The 19,675-nt window shown below is 73.3% G+C and carries 16 protein-coding genes and 1 pseudogene; 8 read left to right on the top strand and 9 right to left on the bottom strand.

Annotated features, from left to right (window positions below; genetic code table 11):
* Window positions 1-28: 28 nt before the first annotated feature.
* The 6 genes and pseudogenes from ABB07_RS01765 to ABB07_RS01740 form a co-directional block, all read right to left on the bottom strand.
* Window positions 29-739: a sulfite exporter TauE/SafE family protein gene (locus tag ABB07_RS01765; protein ID WP_208896900.1), complete on the bottom strand. Its 711-nt coding sequence runs from the start codon at window positions 737-739 to the stop codon at window positions 29-31.
* Window positions 736-2,184 (bottom strand): amidohydrolase family protein, encoded by a 1,449-nt coding sequence (locus ABB07_RS01760; RefSeq protein ID WP_208896899.1) that lies wholly within the window; start codon window positions 2,182-2,184, stop codon window positions 736-738. Before ABB07_RS01760 ends, ABB07_RS01765 begins: the two co-directional genes overlap by 4 nt.
* 35 nt (window positions 2,185-2,219) lie before the next feature.
* Window positions 2,220-3,575 (bottom strand): uracil-xanthine permease family protein, encoded by a 1,356-nt coding sequence (locus ABB07_RS01755; RefSeq protein WP_208896898.1) that lies wholly within the window; start codon window positions 3,573-3,575, stop codon window positions 2,220-2,222.
* Window positions 3,576-3,724: 149 nt separating this feature from the next.
* Window positions 3,725-4,525, bottom strand: coding sequence for an SAM-dependent methyltransferase (locus tag ABB07_RS01750; RefSeq protein WP_208896897.1), 801 nt, complete (start codon window positions 4,523-4,525; stop codon window positions 3,725-3,727).
* A 99-nt stretch (window positions 4,526-4,624) separates the two neighbouring features.
* Window positions 4,625-4,850: pseudogene (locus ABB07_RS01745) on the bottom strand (fumarylacetoacetate hydrolase family protein); the annotation flags it as partial.
* A gap of 603 nt (window positions 4,851-5,453) precedes the next feature.
* Entirely contained in the window at window positions 5,454-6,563 is a 1,110-nt protein-coding gene (locus ABB07_RS01740) for a 4Fe-4S binding protein (protein ID WP_208896896.1), read from the bottom strand.
* 185 nt (window positions 6,564-6,748) lie between these two features.
* Between ABB07_RS01740 and ABB07_RS01735 the strand changes: the two genes are divergently transcribed.
* The 5 genes from ABB07_RS01735 to ABB07_RS01715 all read left to right on the top strand — a co-directional run bounded on the left by ABB07_RS01735 (window position 6,749) and on the right by ABB07_RS01715 (window position 13,419).
* Entirely contained in the window at window positions 6,749-7,468 is a 720-nt protein-coding gene (locus ABB07_RS01735) for an SDR family oxidoreductase (protein ID WP_208896895.1), read from the top strand.
* Between the two features lie 245 nt (window positions 7,469-7,713).
* Complete coding sequence (locus ABB07_RS01730; RefSeq protein ID WP_208903221.1) at window positions 7,714-9,594, top strand: ATP-binding cassette domain-containing protein; 1,881 nt, start codon at window positions 7,714-7,716, stop codon at window positions 9,592-9,594.
* A 142-nt stretch (window positions 9,595-9,736) separates the two neighbouring features.
* Window positions 9,737-10,723 carry an aldo/keto reductase gene (locus ABB07_RS01725; RefSeq protein WP_208896894.1) on the top strand — a complete coding sequence of 329 codons (987 nt, stop codon included), beginning with the start codon at window positions 9,737-9,739 and terminating at the stop codon, window positions 10,721-10,723.
* 119 nt (window positions 10,724-10,842) lie between these two features.
* The gene (locus tag ABB07_RS01720; RefSeq protein WP_208896893.1) at window positions 10,843-11,811 is read left to right on the top strand and encodes a threo-3-hydroxy-L-aspartate ammonia-lyase; all 969 of its coding nucleotides are present in this window, start codon (window positions 10,843-10,845) and stop codon (window positions 11,809-11,811) included.
* 156 nt (window positions 11,812-11,967) lie between these two features.
* Window positions 11,968-13,419, top strand: a complete 1,452-nt coding sequence (locus tag ABB07_RS01715) for a WGR domain-containing protein (protein WP_208896892.1) — start codon at window positions 11,968-11,970, stop codon at window positions 13,417-13,419.
* Between the two features lie 176 nt (window positions 13,420-13,595).
* On the opposite strand, the gene ABB07_RS01710 is transcribed toward ABB07_RS01715, so the two are convergent.
* Both ABB07_RS01710 and ABB07_RS01705 read right to left on the bottom strand, forming a co-directional pair.
* Complete coding sequence (locus ABB07_RS01710) at window positions 13,596-15,179, bottom strand: glycerol-3-phosphate dehydrogenase/oxidase (protein WP_208896891.1); 1,584 nt, start codon at window positions 15,177-15,179, stop codon at window positions 13,596-13,598.
* On the bottom strand, window positions 15,176-15,775 hold the full coding sequence (locus ABB07_RS01705; RefSeq protein ID WP_208896890.1) for a TetR/AcrR family transcriptional regulator: 600 nt from the start codon (window positions 15,773-15,775) through the stop codon (window positions 15,176-15,178). Before ABB07_RS01705 ends, ABB07_RS01710 begins: the two co-directional genes overlap by 4 nt.
* 128 nt (window positions 15,776-15,903) lie before the next feature.
* On the opposite strand from ABB07_RS01705, the gene ABB07_RS01700 reads away from it, so the two are divergent.
* The 3 genes from ABB07_RS01700 (at window position 15,904) to ABB07_RS01690 (ending at window position 18,967) form a co-directional block, all read left to right on the top strand.
* Complete coding sequence (locus ABB07_RS01700) at window positions 15,904-17,496, top strand: FAD-binding oxidoreductase (RefSeq protein WP_208896889.1); 1,593 nt, start codon at window positions 15,904-15,906, stop codon at window positions 17,494-17,496.
* Between the two features lie 83 nt (window positions 17,497-17,579).
* Window positions 17,580-18,461, top strand: coding sequence for a YegS/Rv2252/BmrU family lipid kinase (locus ABB07_RS01695; protein ID WP_208896888.1), 882 nt, complete (start codon window positions 17,580-17,582; stop codon window positions 18,459-18,461).
* Window positions 18,462-18,589: 128 nt separating this feature from the next.
* Window positions 18,590-18,967 (top strand): NUDIX domain-containing protein, encoded by a 378-nt coding sequence (locus ABB07_RS01690; protein ID WP_208896887.1) that lies wholly within the window; start codon window positions 18,590-18,592, stop codon window positions 18,965-18,967.
* Window positions 18,968-18,979: 12 nt separating this feature from the next.
* On the opposite strand, the gene ABB07_RS01685 is transcribed toward ABB07_RS01690, so the two are convergent.
* Window positions 18,980-19,348: a thioesterase family protein gene (locus ABB07_RS01685; protein WP_208896886.1), complete on the bottom strand. Its 369-nt coding sequence runs from the start codon at window positions 19,346-19,348 to the stop codon at window positions 18,980-18,982.
* Between the last annotated feature and the right edge of the window lie 327 nt (window positions 19,349-19,675).

Here is a 19,675-nt window from a genome sequence, read left to right as displayed (position 1 = left end):
TGACGACAGGGCCTGGCGGCCCGCCGGATTACGTCCCTGCCATCAGCGCCACCCCCGACACCAGGGCGAAGACGAGGACGAAGGCCCGCATTCTCCGCGCGTCCAGGCGCTGGTGCACGAGGCGGCTGAGCCAGGCTCCCGCCGCGAGCGCGGGCAGCAGCAGGAGCGCCCAGCCCATGTCCGCCGGACGGCCGCGCCCGGTGACGAACAGCAGGGCCAGCGAGGCGACTTCACCCACCAGGAAGCACGCGGCGACCGTGGCCCGCAGCTCGCCGGGCGGCCGGTGCTGGTAGACGAGGGCGAGGGGCGGGCCGCCCACGCCGGTCGCGGTCTCGGTCAGCCCGGTGACGACACCGGCGCCCAGGTAGGCACCGCGCCCAGGCACGAACGACGGCACGACGAGGCTCACCACGGCCGCCAGCACCGTCGCCGCGCCGACCACGGCCCCGAGAGAGCCGGCCGGGATCGCCCACAGCAGCGCCAGCCCCGCCGGTGTCGCCGTGAGCCGCGCCGCCGTGATCCACCCGGCGCCGCGCAGATCGAGGCTGTGCCGTTCGCGCCAGGCGACGTACAGGTTGAGCGGGATCATCGCGGTCAGCACGAACACGGGCAGCAGACCCGGATCGAGCAGCCCCGCGACCGGCGCCACGATCAGCGCGAACCCGAGCCCGCTGGCCCCCTGGACGAACGCGGCCGCCGCGACGGTCAACGCCAGCACCGCGAGCGTGCCGCCGCTCATCGCCGCTCACCCGGACAGGGCACGTCCCCGGCGGTCACCTCGTGGCGCGCCGCCGTCCGGCGCCGTGCCGCCACCGACGTCGGATGGGCCCGTGTCACCCCGGCGCGCCCTACCACCTGCGGGGCCAGTTCGGCGGCCCGGCGGACCAGGGCCGGCCCGTCCCAGTCCGGCGGCCAGCCCCGCCACAGGCGCAGGCGGCCGGCGACGAACACGGCGGTCAGCTGGTCCCGGTTGCCCCGCCGGACCAGCTCCCACGGCAGGTCCCAGGACGGCCGCATCTCCGGCCGGTCGAGGTCGACCAGGAGGAAGTCCGCGGCGGCGCCGGGCACCACCCGTCCTGTGTCCCGGCCGAGTCCGACCGCGTCCGCGCCGCCCGCGGTGGCCCGCTCCCACCACGTCCAGCCGGCGCCGCACGAGGAGTCCCCGCTGGCCAGGCCGTAGGTGAGCCGCTGGGCGAACTCCGCCGCGCCGGTGAGCCGGAAGCCGTCCCCACGGGTTCCGTCGGTGCCGAGACCGAACCGGATGCCGCGCTCGGCGAAGACGGTCGCCGGGGCGACGGCGTTGCCCTTCCACGCGCTGGCGACCGGGTTGTAGCTCACCGCGGCGCCGCTGTCCGCGAGCAGCGAGACCTCCGACGGAGTGAGCAGCGTCGCGTGCGCGGCCAGCAACTGTGGGCCCACGGCGCCCACATGGTGCAGGTACTCCAGGGGCCGCAGCCCGTGCCGGACCAGCGAGCGCTCGACGGCGACGAGGTGTTCGTTCACATGGATCTGTACGACGGTGCCCGCGTCGGCGGCGAGCCGCGCCGTCGCGGCCAGCGTGTGCGCCGTCGCGGCCTCCGGCACGGACACGGCGAGCGAGGGACGGACCAGGTCGTCACCGTCGTAGCGCGCCAGGTGCTTCTCGGCGGCGGCGAGCACCGTCTGCGTGTCCACGTCCGCTCCGGTGCCGTCGGCGGCGTCGTTGCAGACGAGCCCCAGCACACAGCGGATCCCCGCGTCCCGCGCGGCCGAGGCCACCACGTCCACGTCCACCGGGGCCCGGGTCCCGGACTCGGCGACCGTCGTGAAGCCGCCCCGCAGGGACTCCAGCGCGGCCAGTTTCGCCGCGACGTAGGCCGACTCCTCGTCCAGGGCCCGCTCCAGCGGCACCCACACCCGGCGGAAGATCTCCGAGGGCTCCCCGAAGGCGAGGGCGCCGCCGAAGCTCTGCGTCAGATGGTGGTGGGCGTCGACGAAGCCCGGCGTCAGCGCGTGCCCGGACAGCCGGAGTGGGGTCAGCGAGGGGTGGGTTTGTACGATCCGCTCGGCGGGGCCGACGTCGGCGAACACGCCGTCCCGCACCACCACCGCGTGCAGCTCCAGCGGGCCGTCGGGGGTCAGCGCCACGTCGGGAACCAGCAGCAGCGCGTCCTCGCGGAGCCGGTCGGGGGTCAGGTCGGTCATGCTTCTCCGTTGTTCGAGGGGGGCGGTGCGGGAGTTCAGGCACGGGCCGCCGGGCCCGGCGCCTCGGCCGGCACGGCGGCACCGGTGTCCGCCGCACGCCGCCCCATGTGGTGGAAGACGACATTGAGGACGGCGGCGACGAGGGCGCCCACGGCGACCCCGCTCTCCAGCAGGATCCGCACGTCGGACGGGAGCCCGGCGTACACACCGGGGACCAGGATCGGCAGCAGCCCCAGCGTGAGCGCGACCGCGCAGGTCATCGTGGCCGTGTGGTCCTCCAGCCGGGCGCGGCCGAGCATCTGCACACCGAGGACGGTGATCACGGCGAAGACGACCATCGCGGCGCCCCCGACCACGGCCGGGGGCATCGCACTGATCGCCCGCGCGACGGGCGTCACGAAGCCGAGGACGACGAGGACGGCGCCCGCGGCGGCCGTGACGTACCGGCTGCGCACGCCGGTGACCCGCACGATGCCGATGTTCTCCCCGCTGGTCACCATCAGCGGCAGCCCGAAGCAGCCGCCGAGCAGCGAGGTCAGCGCGTCCCCGCGCACCGTGCGCGGCACGTCGGCGCGGACGTCGATGTCCTTGCCGACCGCCTCGGCGTTGATGACGGTCTGCCCGGTCGCCTCCGCCATGGACGCCAGGCTGTACAGCATCAGCGGCAGCGCGGCCAGCAGGTCGAAGACGGGTGCGCCGAACGGCAACGGCCTGGGCATGCCGACCAGTTGACCGGAGAGCGCGGAGCCCGGGTGGACCTGGCCGAGGGCGAAGGCGAGGGCGGTGCCGGCCGCGAGGCCGAGCAGGACGGCGAGTTGCCGCAGGACCCCGCGCAGCAGCCGGGTGAAGCCGACGATCAGGGCGATGGTGGCGCAGGCGAGCCCCAGCCGGGCCGGATCCGCGAAGCCGGGCGTGCCGGGCTGTCCGGTGACCAGGAGCGCGCCGACCTTCACCAGATTGACCCCGACGATCACGATCATCGTGCCGATGACCAGCGGCGGGAAGAACCGCAGCAGCCGTGCGAACAGCGGCAGCACCAGGAAGGTGAAGGCGGCGGTGAGCAGCACCGCGCCGGTCGCCGTGCGCAGCCCGTGGGCCTGCGCGATCGACAGGAACAGGATGAGCGGCGCACCGCCCGGGAGCATCACGAACGGCAGCCGCGGCCCGAACTTCCAGGGGCCGAGGGACTGGACGAGGGAGCCGATCCCGGACAGCAGCAGGGCCGCCGAGAGCAGGTCGGCGGTGACGCCCGGGCTGAGCCGGAGGGTGGCGCTCATCAGGAAGATCGCGGAGATCGGGGTCGCCGCCATGACGAGGACGTGCTGGACGCCGAAGAGCAGGATCCGCCCGAGGGGGCGGGACTCGTCGACGGGATGTACGGGTCTGGACACGTGCGGGCTCCGTTCGGCTCGCTCGGTTCAGGCCTCGACGATCCGGTCGTGGACGGCGACCAAATCGATGCGGCCAAATCGATTTGGCCGTCAGTATGGAGCCACCGACGGGGGGTCGGTCAAGGGGGTGGACCCGGCGGCTCCCGCCGTCAGGCGTTCTTGCGGGCCACGCCTCCGTAGAAGCCGATCGCTTCGGAGCCGGGCGGCGGTGTGGTGTCCGGGCGCCAGAACGGCACCTGGGTCAGGCCGGGCTCGACCAGTTCGAAGCCGTCGAAGAACCGCTCGATCCGGTCGCGGGAGCGCAGGTTCATGGTCGCGGTCGCGCTGTCGTACACGGCCTCGGCCTCGCTGCGGTCGTCGGCGAAGTCACCCGTCGCGTGCGAGAGCACCAGGAAACTCCCGGCCGGGAGGGCGTCCCGGAGGGTGGCCACGATCCGCTCGGGCTCTTCCGTGTCGCGGACGAAGTGGAGGACGGCGACGAGGAACAGGGCCACCGGCCGGTCGAAGTCGATGATCCGGCGGATCTCGGGGTGATCGACGACGGACCGCGGATCGCGCAGGTCGGCGAGCACGATGCCGGTCGTGCCGGCCCGGCTGAGCAGCGCGTCGCCGTGCGCCTTCACGATCGGGTCGTTGTCGACATAGGCGACGCGCGTGTCCGCGGCCACCTCCTGGGCGACCTCGTGCACGTTCGGCGAAGTGGGCAGCCCGGTGCCGATGTCGAGGATCTGCCGGACGCCGCTGCCGATGACGTGCCGGACCGCCCGGTGCAGGAAGGCGCGGTTGGCCCGCACGGAGATCCACACCTCGGGCGCCGCCGCGGCCAGTTGGTCGCCCGCGAGCTGGTCCACCTCGTAGTTGTCCTTGCCGCCCAGGAGGTAGTCGTAGATCCGTGCGGGATGCGGCTTGCTGGTGTCGATGTGCACGGCCCGGCCGCCGTCCTGAGTCACGCTGTGCTCCTCTCCCGGCCGTCACGGCCTCGGTCCCGCAAACGGTCGGCCAAAGCTTCCCATATCAACTACCGGGTGCGCGCGGGGAGTTCCCGGAGTTCAGGATCGTGTGGCGCGGAGCCTGGCCGAGGGCGGCGGCACCGGACCGGGCCCCGCCACCTACCGTGTTGGACACCTGCCCGATGCCCTCCACCGTGAGTGTCACCGTGTCACCGGGCCCGAGCGACGGCGGCTCCTGCCGGCCGCGCACGCCCCACACCTCGGCGAGACAACCGCCGTTGCCACAGGTGCCCGAGCCCAGGACGTCCCCGGGACGCACCCGCGTCCTGCCCCTTCGAGGCCGTATCCGTGCAGGAGGCGATCCGGCGCACGCCCAGGACGCCGCACACATCGCCGGAAGGTGACGGAGGTGGGCGCGACGCTGAGGGGACGAGAGCCGGGGCCGGCCGGGGATGGACGCGTAGCCGACGGGGCCCGCACCGGCTGCGGCGGCGTCAGGTGGCTCACCTGGGTATGGATGACAGCCGCCGGCGGCCGGCCTGTCCGTACGCCTTCGCACGCGTCGCTCAGCCGCTCCACCCCCTTGCACCGAACGTTTCTCACGCGCCGTTCGACCCCGCGTACCGCGCGGCCGTCACCCGGGTGGCTCGTCCGGCTGGCCTGTGGGTCGTCGGTGGCGGATGGTCGGAACAAGATCGGTGAGTCGAAGCTTCGTCGGACCGGTCGTGGGTCGTCCCTCCGTGTCCGTGACGAGGCGGGCCGACGCGCCGGGGGCGGGGAACGGTGAATCCATGCGCTCGGGTCGTTCCCCGCTCCTCTCGCTCCTTTCGCTCCTCCCGCTCCTCCTGCTCCCGCTCCTCCGGTCCCTCGGCCCCTCGATTCCCTTCCGCTACTCCGGCCCGGCGAGGCGGCGACTCGCCGCTGGGGCTCACTGCGTGCCGGAGGAGTCCGCGCTCCGTCGGGCGGGAGGCCGCCATCCGCCGGAGACCTCCTTGACCGGCTTGTGCGGGAAGCGGCGTCCGGCGTACCGCTGGGCCTCCGAGCCCGGCAGGACGTAGAGCGTCTCGGTCTTGTCCTGGAGGGGGCGCAGCACCGTGTCCAGATAGGCCTTGCGGTCGTCGAGGTACGGCCCGAGCACGTCCTCGCCCGCGGGGCACACGGCCAGGCAGTAGCCGGACTTGTAGCTGGGCTTGAAGGCGAGGCTCTGCCACATCGACGCGTTCTCCGGATCGGTGACCCGGGAGCGGAAGTCGGCGGCGTCCTCGCTGTCGGCCACCGTCTGCACCCAGTCGGTGAACCCACTCATGAACTCCCGGTAGTTGTGGGTCGCGCAGGCCAGGGCGTCGAACGAACCGTCCTTGCCGATCGCGCCCACCGGGCAGGCCGCGACGCACAGCTTGCAGTCCACGCAGGGGCTGTAGTCCAGCCGTTGTCCGTACGCGCTGACCGGGGCGTCCACGAGCACCGTGGCGAGCAGCACGAAGTTGCCGAACCGGGGATGGATGACGTTGCGGTGCAGCCCCATCACACCCAGGCCCGCCGCGACCGCGACCGTCTTGTGGGCCACCACCCAGATGCGGCCGGGGAAGCGCTCCATCTCCTGCGGAAACCCGGCCGACGGGTTGAGCGCGCGATAACCGGCGCCCTCCAGCGCCCGGGCCACCGTACGGGCGGCGGCGTTGACCTGTTCGTCGGTCTGGTGGAACTCCTGGTTGGCCACGCTGCGCGCGGGTGAGCGCGTGTTGTCGCGGTTCATGCGGACCATCAGCGAGACCAGCGAGCGCGTCCCGGGCAGCGCGGCCAGCACGTGCGCGCGCTCCCCGGCCAGATCGGGGTGGTCCAGGCTCACCGCCGCGGCGTCGTCCGCTCCCGCGTCCAGACACAGCGCGCGCAGCCAGTCCGCGTCGATCACCGGGGGCGGCGCGGGCCGGTCGCCGGCCGAGCGAGCGGCCAGAACGGCCCGCACGGACGGGTGGCCGGCGAGTTTCGCAGGCAGCTTCCGGCCTCCTGTTTCCCCGGCGGTTTCCTGCTCGGTCATGCCGCCCCTTCCAGATGGGTTGGAATTTCAAACTCACTGTAGCGGCTCACTATGTCGCCCGGGCGGGCGCCCTGGCAAGGGGTTCCTGGTGGGTGTGTCTGGGCTCGGGCGATGCGGTTGAAGTTTGGAAACCGATCGGTTTACTGTGCTGGAAACCGATCGGTTTCCCCTTCGAGGAGATGACCATGACTTCGATCAAGGACGCTGTCGTACTGGTCACCGGCGGCAGCCGTGGCCTGGGCAAGGCGCTGGTGGAGGAGCTGTACACGCGCGGCGCCGCCAAGGTGTACGCCACGGCCCGCGACCCGCGCACCGTGACCCATCCCGACGCCGTGCCGCTCGCCCTGGAGGTCACCGACTCCGCATCCGTCGAGGCCGCCGCGGCACAGGCCGGCGACGTCACGATCCTGATCAACAACGCGGGTGTCTCGCTTGGGGCGGCCTCCTTCCTCGAGGCGCCCGTCGACGACGTACGCCGCGAATTCGAGATCAACTTCTACGGGCCGCTGCTGGTCACCCGGGCCTTCGTCCCCGTCATCGGGCGCAACGTCATCGGGCGCAACGGCGGCGGACACCTCCTCAACGTCCACTCGGTGCTCTCCTGGCTCGGCGTCGCCGGCTCCTACAGCGCCACCAAGGCCGCGCTGTGGTCCCAGACCAACTCCCTGCGCCTCGAACTGCGCTCACGCGGTATCGGGGTCACCGGACTGCACGTCGGCTACATCGACACCGACATGACCACGAACGTCGACGCGCCCAAGTCCACCCCGGGCGACATCGCCGCCCTGGCGCTGGACGGCATCGAGGCCGGGGCGTACGAGGTGCTGGCGGACGACGTCACCCGGGGTGTGAAGGCGGGGCTGTCGGGGGACCTGGCGGCGCTGTATCCGCAGCTGGCCGAGTAGGCGTCCGCCAGCGGCCGGCCAGTGAAACCCCACTGGTCACAGCCGTCGCGAGCATCGGCGTTTCGGCCACGCACCGCCGCCGCGAAAGCCTTGCGGCACTGCGACCGCGCGTTCGACGCCCCGGAATCCCGGGCCTGTGCTTCGTCCGGAAACACGTGCGTTCGAATCGCCCGCGCCCTCGTTGAGCCGGGCACCACCGGACCATCCAGGTGCGGTGCCGACCCGAAGGAGGGACGCGCGTGACCGTGACCGACGCCTCGACAGAAGACTTCCCGCCGCCCCCTCCGCCACCGGCCACCATCAGCTACGAGGGCAAGTTCGGCAAGAACCCGCTGGAAGAAGCCAGTTTCCGCGCGATGTGCGGGCGGCTGCCGTCCGTGCTGCGCAGCACCGCCGGTATGGCCTGGTCCGTCGACCGCTCCGGGGTCGTGCTGCTCCTCGTCTGCCAGTTCCTCACCGGCGCGGCGGCCGCCGTGGTCCTCGGCTGCACCGCACAGGCCATGCGCCACCTCCTCGGCACGGGCCCCGTGTCCGCACGTCTGCACGGGGCCCTGCCCGCGCTCGCGGTCGTCACCGCGGCGGCGGCGCTCGGCCGCGTCAGCCGGGCCCTGGCCTCCTACGCCGACGGCAGGATCACCCCGCGCCTGGTGACCGAGGCCGACGTGGCGCTCGTCTCCGCCGTCTGCCGGGTGGAGGCCTCCGCCTGCGCCGAGGACGGCTTCGCCGACCGCCAGGAGGCCGCCGAGGTCGGCGTCACCCGCACCACCACGATGGTCAAGGACGCGCAGCAGTTCCTGGCCTCGCTCATCCGCATGATCGCCGCCGGCGGGGTCATCACGCCACTGCACTGGCTGATGCTCCCGCTGTTGCTGCTGGCCGTCCTGCCCGCGGGCGTGGGTGCCGTGCTCTCCGCCCGCGTCGACTACGAGACCCACTACGCCAACGTCGGCGACCGCAACGTACGCGGCATGATGCGCTGGTGGGCCACCTACTCGCGGCACGGCGACGAGGTCCGCGCCAACGGGATGACCGACTACCTCGTCCACTGGTACCGCGCGCTGTCCGAGCGCATCGACCGGCGGACCCTGAGCGCCGCGCCCCGCATGCTCCGTATCGTGCTGGCGACCTCGGCCCTCGGCGGTGCTTTCCTGCTCCTCACCTGGGCCGCCCTCGCCTGGCTCGCCATGACCGGGCGGGTCGCCCTGTCCGTCGCCGCGACGGCGGTGGTCGCCGTGCAGACCACGCTCGCCGCGCTGTCCCAGTTCGTGACCTACGGCGCCGCGATGTTCCACACCTCCCTCTACCTCGCCGACATGCGCTCGTTCCTCGACATGGCCGCCGAACGGGCCCCGAAGAGGGGTGAATCGACCATCCCGGACCAGGTCGAGGAGATCCTGCTCGAGGAGGTCGTCCACCAGTACCCCGGCAAGGACGAGCCCGCCGTGAACGGTGTCTCCCTCACCCTGCGGCGCGGCGAGATCCTCGCGGTCGTGGGCGAGAACGGCTCCGGCAAGTCCACGCTGACCAAGCTCATCACCGGCATCCTGCTGCCGGACAAGGGGCGGGTCCTCTGGGACGGTGTCGACCTCGCGCGTGCCCGGCCCGACTCCGTCTGGCGCCGGACCGCACTCGTCCCGCAGAACTTCGCCTGCTGGCCCCTGCGCGCCAGGGAGAACATCACACTCGGCCAGCCGCGCACCCATGACGACGGCCCGGTGTGGGAGGCCGTCGACGCGGTCGGCATGCGCGAGGCGGTCGAGCGGCTCCCGCACGGTCTCGACACCCTGCTCGCACGCGAGATCTTCGGCGGCGCCGAACTGTCCGGCGGACAGTGGCAGCGCCTGGCCTGCGGGCGCGCCCTGTACCGCCGTACCCCCCTGCTCATCCTGGACGAGCCGACGTCACAGATGGATCCGCGCGGCGAGCACCAGATCTTCCTGGAGATCAAACGCATCGCCGCGCGGCGCATCACCATCGTGGTCACCCACCAGCTGGAGAACACCCGCCTCGCGGACCGGATCGTCGTCCTGCAGGGCGGCCGCGTCGTGGAGCAGGGCGGCTACGACGACCTCGTGCACGCCGACGGCCTCTTCGCCGAACTCGTCGCCCTGGCCAAGGACCGGTAGCGCACGCAAGGACCGGTAGCGCGCGCAGGGGCCGGACCGCGCCCTATACGATCATGATCACGCTGACGGAGAAGTCCCGCCCGGTACCCGGACCCGCGCCCGGGGGACTCGGCGGGACCCCACCGACGAGGGGAACCGAACGATGGAATTCGTCGAGCTCGGCGCGAGCGGCCTGGAGGTCTCGCGGCTGGCGCTGGGCTGCATGAGCTACGGCGTTCCCGACCGGGGGCCGCATCCGTGGACCCTGGACGAGGAGGCCGCCCGCCCGCTCCTCCGCCAGGCCCTGGACGCGGGGATCACCTTCTTCGACACCGCCAACAGCTACTCCGCCGGCACGAGCGAGGAGATCGTCGGCAGGGCGCTCGGCGAGCTGACCCGGCGCGAGGACGTCGTGATCGCCACCAAGGTCTACTTCGCGGTGGACAACGGCGCGGCGCGCAGCGACCGACCCAACCGGTCCGGCCTGTCCCGCAAGGCGATCCTGACCGAGATCGACCAGAGCCTGCGCCGGCTCGGCACCGACTACGTGGACCTCTACCAGATCCACCGCTTCGACCCGCACACCCCGGTCGAGGAGACGATGGAGGCACTGCACGACGTGGTCAGGGCGGGCAAGGCCCGGTACCTCGGGGCGAGTTCGATGTACGCCTGGCAGTTCGCCAAGCTGCAGCACACCGCCGAGCGGCACGGCTGGACGAAGTTCGTCAGCATGCAGAACCACTACAACCTGCTCTACCGCGAGGAGGAGCGGGAGATGCTGCCGCTCTGCGCGGACCAGGGCGTCGGCGTGCTGCCGTGGAGCCCGCTCGCCCGGGGCCGGCTCACCCGGGACTGGGACGCCACCAGTGTCCGCGGCGAGACGGACGCCTACGGCCGCACCCTGTACCAGCCGGACGACAAGCGGATCGTCGACGCCGTCGCCGCGATCGCCGGACGGCGTGGCGTCCCGCGGGCCCAGGTGGCCCTGGCCTGGGTCGCCTCCCGCCCGGGTGTCACCGCCCCCATCGTCGGCGCCACCAAGCCCCACCACATCCCGGACGCGCTCGCCGCGCTCGACCTCCGGCTCACCGACGACGAGATACGGGAACTCGAAGAGCCGTACACGCCCAGGCGGATCGCCGGTCATTGAGCCCGACCGCGCGCCGGGCTCTCGCCGTACGCCCGTCTGTCCCGTCCTGGACAGACGGGCGTCACCGTATCTAGAGTCCTTGTCCAAGGTTGGAAAATCAGTCCAATGAGGAGACGGTCATGGCCGCCGCTTCGCCCGTAACGTTCGACGACGTCCGTGCGGCCGCCGCACGCCTCGAAGGCGTCGCCCACCGCACCCCGGTTCTCACCTCGCGCACCCTGAACGCCCTCGTCGGCGCCGAGGTGTTCATCAAGTGCGAGAACTTCCAGCGCGTCGGCGCCTTCAAGTTCCGCGGCGCCTACAACGCGGCCGCCCAGCTCTCCCCGGACCAGCTGGCCAAGGGCATCGCCGCCTACTCCTCCGGCAACCACGCCCAGGCCACCGCCCTGGCCGCGCGCGAACTCGGCACCAGCGCCGTCATCCTGATGCCCGAGGACGCCCCGCGCCTCAAGCGGGAGGCGACCGCCGGGTACGGCGCCGAGATCGTCACCTACGACCGCTACACCGAGGACCGCACCGCGCTCGGTACGGCGCTGGCCGAGGACCGCGGCCTGGCCCTCATCCCGCCCTACGACCACCCTCACGTCATCGCCGGGCAGGGCACCGCCACCCTGGAACTCCTCGACGAGACCGGCCCGCTGGACGCCCTGCTCGTGCCGGTCGGCGGCGGCGGCCTGATCGCCGGCAGCGCCACCGCCGCCAAGGCCCTGCACCCGGGCATCAGGGTGGTCGGCGTGGAGCCGGAGGAAGGGGACGACACCAAGCGGTCGTTGGAGACCGGCGCCCGCGTCACCCTGCCCGTGCCCCGGACCATCGCCGACGGACAGGCCCTGCCCACGCCCGGCGAGATCACCTTCGAGATCAACCGGCGCCTGGTCGACGCCATCGCCCTCGTCAGCGACGCGGAGATCGTCACCGCCATGCGCTTCGCCTTCGAACGCCTGAAGATCGTCCTCGAACCCAGCGGGGCCACCGGACTCGCCGCACTCCTGGCCGGCCGCGCCGGCGAACTCCCGCCCCGCATCGGCGTCATCGCCTCGGGCGGCAACATCGACGCCGCGAGGTTCGCCGAACTCATCGCCGGGTGACCGGATTTGCGGCGCGTGGGGTTCCTCGGATTCTGCGCGGGCGGTGAACCGGCGCCGCACCGCGGGCCCGGGCCGTTGTCAGTGGTCGGCCTTACGGTTTGATCAGTGAGGACCCGCGGGGAAGGCCGCCGGTCCGTCCTGGGGGAGGGGTGTGCCATGACCACGGCTTCCGCGGTGTCGACGACGTATCTGGAGCTGTCGCAGGAGGGCGGCGGCGCCCACAAGTTCTACGAAGTGACCGTCGACGGCTTGGTGGTGACGGTGCGGTACGGCAGGATCGGCGCCACCGGTCAGATCCAGACGACGACCTTCCCGACCGCGGAGAAGGCAAAGGCGGCAGCCGCCAGGAAAGTGGGGGAGAAGGTCCGCAAGGGATACGCCCCGGCAGTCCAGGGGCAGCGCGCCCCGCGCCCGGTGACCCGGCGTCAGGTCAGTTCGGCCCCGTCCACCGCGCGGGCCGTGGCACCGGTCCTGTGGCGGTTCCGTACGGGTTCCGCCGCCTTCGGCATCCATGTCGACGACACACACTGCTGGGTCGGCAACCAGGCGGGTGACGTCTACACCCTCGGCCACGACGGCGCCGTCCTCGCCCGTTTCGGCCTGCCGGACGGCGTGAAGTGCCTGGTCGCCGACGACTTCTGGATCTACGCGGGCTGCGACGACGGCAAGGTCTACGACCTCTCCTCCAAGCTGCCGTTCGCCGCGTACGACATCGCCGCCGACGTCGACATCTTCTGGCTGGACATCCACGAGGGCGTCCTGAACGTGTCCGACCGCGACGGCCGGCTGACCGTCATCGACCACGAGGACGAACACCAGTGGGCCCGCCGCAGCCAGGGCGAACACGCCTGGATGGTGCGCGCCGACGACCGCGCCGTCTACCACGGCCACCACCGTGGCGTCACCGCCTACGCGCCCGACGGCAGTGGCGAGTTGTGGCACACGGCCACCGGGGGCAGCGTGCTGTTCGGCTGGCAGGAGGACGACGCCGTCTACGCGGGCACGGGCCACCGCGTGGTCCAGCGGCTGTCGAAGGCGACCGGCGCCATCGAGGCGACCTACGCCTGTGACAGCGCGGTCTACTCATGTGCCACCTCCCCGGGCGGCCGGTTCGTCTTCGCCGGGGACGCCGCGTCCTCCGTCTACTGCTTCGACCGGCAGGGCACGCGCCTGTGGAAGCTGGGCACGGGCGGCGGCTCGGCGCTGTCGATGCAGTACCGCGACGAGCGGCTGTACCTGGTGACCACCGACGGCTCGCTGGTGTGCGTCGACGCGAGCGAGCCGGCCATCGCCGCGGCCCAGCAGGGCACGGTGCCGGTGGCGCGGGACGTCAAGCTCGCCGCGGCCCTGCCGACCTACCAGCCCGCCACCGCCGTGGCCGCCGTGTCCACCGTCGCGCAGGCTCCGACCGGAGCCGTGGTGGTGGAGTGCGTGCGGGAGGGCGGCCGGCTCCGGGTGCACGTGGTGTCCGAGGGCTACGACACCTCCTGGAACGTCCAGTTCCCGCGCGCGATACGCGAGCCGGGCGCCCGCTATGTCGTGGACGCCCTGCACCCGGCGGCCGGCGGTTTCTACCGCATCCGCGGCGACATCCGCCGCCTGCTGTGACGCCCTCACCGCCGCCGGGCGGCCACGTCCCGCGGGGCGGTCGGGTCGGTGCCTCAGGGGAGGCCGTCCCCCCGTGCCTCAGGTCCGCACGCCGTCGCCTCCGTCGGCAACTTCCGTGCTCTGCCGGGACGTTGACGGGCGTGCCCGCGCGCTCCGGCAGAACCGGACGTGAGCCGTCAGGGGCGTACGCTCTCGGCCTCCGCCAGCACCTCCCGCGCCACCGGGAGCACCTCGGCGCGGTCCTCCGGGACCAGTCCGATGCGGGTACGGCGGTCCAGGAGATCCGACTCGTCCAGCGCGCCCTCGTGCCGGACCGCCCACAGCAGTTCCGCGCGGGTGACCGGATGGCCGGGCAGCACCCGCTCGGCCAGGGCGGGGTCGTCGGCCGCGAGGGCATGGACGGCCTCGGCCTCGGTGCCGTAGCGGCGGATCAGGCGCCGGGGCGCGGACAGGCCGCGCAGCCGTCCGGGGGCGGCGGCGCCGACCAGGGGAAGCGTGGCGGTGGGGGAGGGCGGGGCGGGGAGGCCCCGCGCGGCGGTCGCGGCGTCCACGGCGTCCTGGGCCATCCGCCGGTAGGTGGTGAGCTTGCCGCCCACGATCGTCGTGATGCCGTCGGGGGACGTCAGCACCGCGTGCCGGCGGGAGATGTCGGAGGTGCGGGCGGGTTCGCCGTCGCGGCCGTCGAGCGCGGAGGTGTCCAGCAGGGGGCGCAGACCGGCGAAGGCGCCGACGACCTCCTCCCGGGTGACCGGCGTGTCCAGGACCGAGCCCAGCACGTCCAGCAGGAAACCGATGTCCGTCTCGGGCACGTCAGGGACGTCCGGGATCCCGCCCTCGACCGGTTCGTCGGTGAGACCGACGTACACCCGGCCGTCGCCCTGGGGCAGGACCAGGACGAAGCGGTTGGTCTCGCCGGGTATGGGGATGTGCAGGCCGGCCGGCAGGGTGCCGAGCCGTTCCGAGCGCAGCACCAGATGGGTGCCGCGGGAGGGCCGGATCCGGATGCCCTCGACGAGGTCGCCCGCCCACACCCCGGTCGCGTTGATGACCGCGCGGGCCCTGATCTCGCCCTCGTCGCCGGTGAGTTCGTCGCGGATCCGGGCGCCGGTGCCGGTCAGCTCCAGCACCCTGACCCGGGTCAGCACCCGGGCGCCCTGCGCGGCGGCCGTCCTGGCCAGGGCAGTCACCAGCCGGGCGTCGTCGGCCACCTTGCCGTCCCAGGACAGCAGTCCGCCGCGCAGTCCGGCCGGCCGGACCGCGGGCGCCAGGTGCCTGGCCTCCGTCGCCGACAGCCGGCGTGGGGCGGGCAGGACCTGGCGGGGGGTCCGGGCGGCCAGCCGCAGCATGTCCCCGGCGCGGAACCCGGCCCACGCCAGCGAGGCCTGGGCCCGGGACACCAGCGGGGTCAGCGGCAGCACGAACGGCTGGGCGGCCACCAGGTGCGGGGCCGTCCGGGTCATCAGCACCCCGCGCTCGACCGCGCTCTCGTGCGCGACGTCGAACTGCGCGGAGGCCAGATAGCGCAGCCCGCCGTGAATGAGCTTCGAGCTCCAGCGGGAGGTGCCGAAGGCCAGGTCGTGGGCGTCCACCGCGGCGACGTCAAGACCGCGGGCCGCCGCGTCCAGGGCGGCTCCGGCCCCGGTGGCGCCGAGCCCGACGACCAGGACGTCGACCACCCTGCCGTCGGTGGCCTCGGCCAGTTCGCGCCTGCGGCGGTGTGCGCTCAGGGACGAGCCGGCGCCGGCCCGGGTGTGGCTCATGGCGTGAGGGTCCTCTCCAGGAGGGTGCGCAACTCGCCGAGGAAGGCCGCGGAGTCGAGCTCCGGGTCGTCCTCGTCGGTCATCGTGCGCAGGGACAGGGTGAAGGACTGCACGGTCAACAGCAGCGCGCGGGCCTGCCGTTCGACATGCCCGGGGCGCACGGAACCGTCCGCGTGGCCCTCGCGCAGCCCGTCGGCCAGCAGCGCCAGCAGCGCCTCCTGGCTCGCTCCACGGCGGTCGAGCACATAGGGGAGCAGCAGTTCCGGATCGACGTCGACGATCTTGCGGAAGAGCGGGTGCGCCCGGAAGGCCTCGACGCCCGACACCAGGCCGTCCACGATCCGGGTGCGGGTGTCCGTGCCGGAGCCGGGCTCGGGGATCGCCCGGGTGGCCACGTCGATCCACTCGCGGGTCATCAGGTCGCCCACGAGGGTCCGCAGATCCGGCCAGCGCCGGTACAGCGTCATCCGCGAGACACCGGCGCGGCGGGCCACGTCGGCGAGGGTGGTGCGGCGGACCCCGACGGCCAGCACACAGTCGCGCACCGCGTCGAGCACCTGATCGTTGTCCGAGCCGTTGTGACGAATAGGCGTCATGTGTCACAGTGTAACGCCCCGGGGTCGGGCGCAGCAGACACCGTCCCCGGAGACGGCCCGCCGGCCGTCGCGCGAACCGAGTACACCGAGCAACATCGAGCACACCGACCTGTGAGGACGACCGTTCAATGGACATGCTGTGGAACGGCTGGGGCGACCCGGCCAAGGCGGCCCCGCTGCCCGACTCGGTGACCGGACTGCTGCGCGACCTGCTCGGGGTCAAGCCCCGCACCGCGCCCGCCCTCACCCTCGAGGACATCGACCTGCCCGCCCCCACAGCCGCGCGCGCCGCGCTCAAGGCGCTCGCCGAGGCCGTCGGCGGCGCGGACCACGTCCGCACCGACAGCGAGAGCCGCATCCGGCACACCCGCGGCAAGTCCACCCCCGACCTCCTGCGCGTCCGCGCCGGGGACTTCTCGGACGTCCCGCAGGCCGTGGTGCTGCCCGGCTCCCACGACGAGGTCCTCGCCGTCCTGCGCGCCTGCGCCGCGCACGGCCTCGCCGCCGTCCCCTTCGGCGGCGGCACCTCGGTCGTCGGCGGACTCGCCCCCCAGCGCAGTGCGTTCATCGCGCTGGACCTGCGCCGCATGAACGGCCTGCTCGACCTGGACCCGGTCTCGCGCACCGCCGTGCTCCAGCCCGGTCTGCGTGCCCCCGAGGCCGAGGCCCTGCTCGCCGAACAGGGCTTCACCCTGGGTCACTTCCCCCAGTCCTTCGAGTGGGCCACCATCGGCGGCTTCGCGGCCGCCCGCTCCAGCGGCCAGGCGTCCGCCGGATACGGCCGCTTCGACGAGATGGTCCTCGGCCTGACCCTCGCCACCCCCGAGGGCACCATCGAGACCGGCCGCGCCCCGCGCTCCGCCGCGGGACCCGACCTGCGCCAGCTGGTCCTCGGCTCGGAGGGCGCCTTCGGTGTCATCACCTCCGTCACCGTGCGGATCCGCCCGCTGCCGCAGGCGCGGATCTACGAGGGCTGGCGGTTCGCCTCCTTCGAGGAGGGCGCCGCCGCCCTGCGCAGGCTCGCCCAGGACGGACCCCGGCCGACCGTGCTCCGGCTGTCCGACGAGACCGAGACCCTCATCGGCCTGGCCCAGCCCGACGCCATCGGCGGCGACCTGTCGCAGAGCGCGGCCGGCTGCCTGGCCATCACCGGCTACGAGGGCACGGCCGAGGACACCGCGCGGCGCCGGGAACAGGCGGCGGCCGTCCTCACCGCCTGCGGCGGCACCCTCCTCGGTGCGGAACCCGGCGAACGCTGGGCCCACGGCCGCTTCTCCGCGCCGTACCTGCGCGACGCCCTGCTCGACGTCGGCGCCTTCGCCGAGACCCTGGAGACCGCCGCCTTCTGGTCCCGCATCCCCGACCTGTACGCGGCCGTACGCACCGCCCTCACCGAGACCCTCACCGAGGCCGGCACCCCGCCCCTGGTCATGTGCCACATCTCCCACGTGTACGAGAACGGCGCCTCGCTCTACTTCACGGTCGTCAGCGCCCAGGGCGAGGACCCGGTGGCACACTGGACGCCCGCCAAGCACGCGGCCAACGAGGCCGTGCTGGCGGCCGGCGGCACCATCTCCCACCACCACGGCGTCGGCACCGACCACCGCGACTGGTACGTGCGCGAGGCCGGACCGCTCGGCATCTCGGCCCTGCGCGCCGTCAAGCGCCGCCTGGACCCCGAGGGCGTCCTCAACCCCGGCGTCCTGCTCCCCATCGACTGACCCACACATCCGCCGGCCGAACCCACCAGTCCACCGACCCGTCGACCGATCACACCCGATCCGCCTGCTTCGGAGGCACACCGATGCGACAGTTCACCGCCGTCGTCAACCCCACTGCGGGCGGCTCCACCGGGGCGGCGACACTGCTGCACCTCGCCCGGCTGCTGCGCGAGGCCGGAGCCGAGCTCGAAACGGAGTACAGCCACAGCCTCGCCCACGCCCAGGACATCGCCCGCCGCGCCGGTGAGCGCGGCCGGATCGTCCTGGCGGTCGGCGGCGACGGCATCGCGGGCGGCATCGGCGGCGCGCTGAGCGGCACCGGGACCGTCCTCGGCCTGGTGCCCGCGGGACGCGGCAACGACTTCGCCCGCGCCCTGAACCTGCCCGCCGACCCCGCCGCACTCGCCGGGATCCTGCTGCACGCCGAGCCCCGGCCGGTCGACACCATCGAGGTGGAGTCGGCCGTCCACCCGCGCACCGTGGTCCTGGGCAGTGTCTACGCCGGCGTGGACGCGGTGGCCAACCGGCACGCCAACCACGCCCGGCTGCTGCGCGGTTCCGCCTCCTACTACGCGGGCGGCCTGCGCGCCGTCACCACCTGGCGGCCGGCCGACTACCGCGTCACCGTGGACGGTGAGGAACACACTCACCGCGGCTACACCGTCGTCGCCGCCAACTCCCCCTACTACGGCTCCGGTCGGCTCATCGCCCCCGACGCGCGCGTCGACGACGGCCTGCTGGACGTGGTGCTGATCCGCGAGGCACCGCGCCGGCTGTTCTTCACCCTCATGAACGAGCTGAAGACGGGCGGTCATGTGCACCGTCCGGAAGTACGCGTGCTGCGCGGCAGGGAACTGCGCATCGAGGCGAACCGGCCCGTCCCCTACGGCGCGGACGGCGAGGTCGACGCCACCCTCCCGGTGACCGTGCGGGTACGGCCCGGGGACCTGCCGGTGCTGTACTGACCCCGGTCACCGTCGACCGGGAACCGGCCCAGAACACCGGGAAGCGGCACGGCACCGGTGCATGACCGGCCGGCCCTGGGTAGGGGGAGGAGAACCGGCCGAGCGCGCCGGGGAGGGGTTGGTCGGTCATGACACTGGAGCCCGCCGACGGCGTGGTGCAGGCGGTCGTCCTGTACGACGGACGGCTGCTGCTCGTGGCGGACGGCCACGGCTGGGCACTGCCGTCCGGTACCCCCGAACCGGCCGAGCCGGCCGAGGCCACCGCGGCGCGCGTCGTCTACGAACTCACCGGTTACCTCGTCGACGGCACCGAGCCCCTGACCCCGCCCGACGCGGCGGCAGCGGACGGGGCGTCGGCGGTGGTGTGCCAGCTGCTGAGCGAGTCCCCGTCGGACGGGGCCGGTCTCGCGCCGGAGCAGGTGCGCTGGGTGCCGATCTCCGAGACCGGCGATGCCGCACTCCCGCCGGCCGTGCGCGCGTACCTCCGGGGACACACGCCCGCGTGACGTACCTGCCGGTCAGCGGTCCGCCGAGCCCGGCATGCGCGCGAGGAACCGCTGCCGGTCGACGACAGTCCGGTCGATCTCGCCCGTGGCCACCAGCTCACCCGAGCCGTCGACGGCCCGCACCACGAACGTGAGCCACCCGCCCGTGCCGGAGGCGGACGGCTCGGCGCTCACCTCCACCTGGCCACCGACCGGCGTGGCCCGCAGATGCCGGACCCGCACCGCGGTGCCGACAGTGGTCTGGCCGGACCCGGTGAAGGCGCTGGCGGCCCGCACGGTGGCCGCCTCCATCCAGGCGATCAGCCGGGGCGTGGCGAGAACGGGCACGTCACCGCTGCCCAGCGACACCGCGGTGTCGGCCTCCGTCACCTCGTGCTCCATCCCACCACGCTAGCCCCGGGCGACCCGGCACGCCGTACGGGGGGACGCCTGGTTTCAACGGCCGGGCGGCCGCAGCACGTCCACCGCGGACCGGCCGGCCGGTGGCGATGGGCACGGCCGACGTGCGGGGGACCGCGGGCAGTGGCCGCCCGACGCAGGACCGGGCATGGCGCGGGCCCGTTCCCGGCTGCGCGCGGCCCGGAGCGAGGAAGTCCAAGAGGCCTCGTTCGTCTGCCGTCAGGCGCCGCCCGTCTGATAACCGGCGCCTATCACGCCATCGAGAACACCTCTTTGACGTGTCCCCGAACAGAGGCGGATGCTGCCCCG

Origin of the sequence: Streptomyces incarnatus, from assembly GCF_001027185.1 — a bacterium.
In the GTDB taxonomy this organism is placed as follows: Bacteria; Actinomycetota; Actinomycetes; order Streptomycetales; family Streptomycetaceae; genus Streptomyces; species Streptomyces puniciscabiei.
Note: the sequence above shows the minus strand (reverse complement) of the source record. Positions and strands in the feature narration are given on the sequence as shown.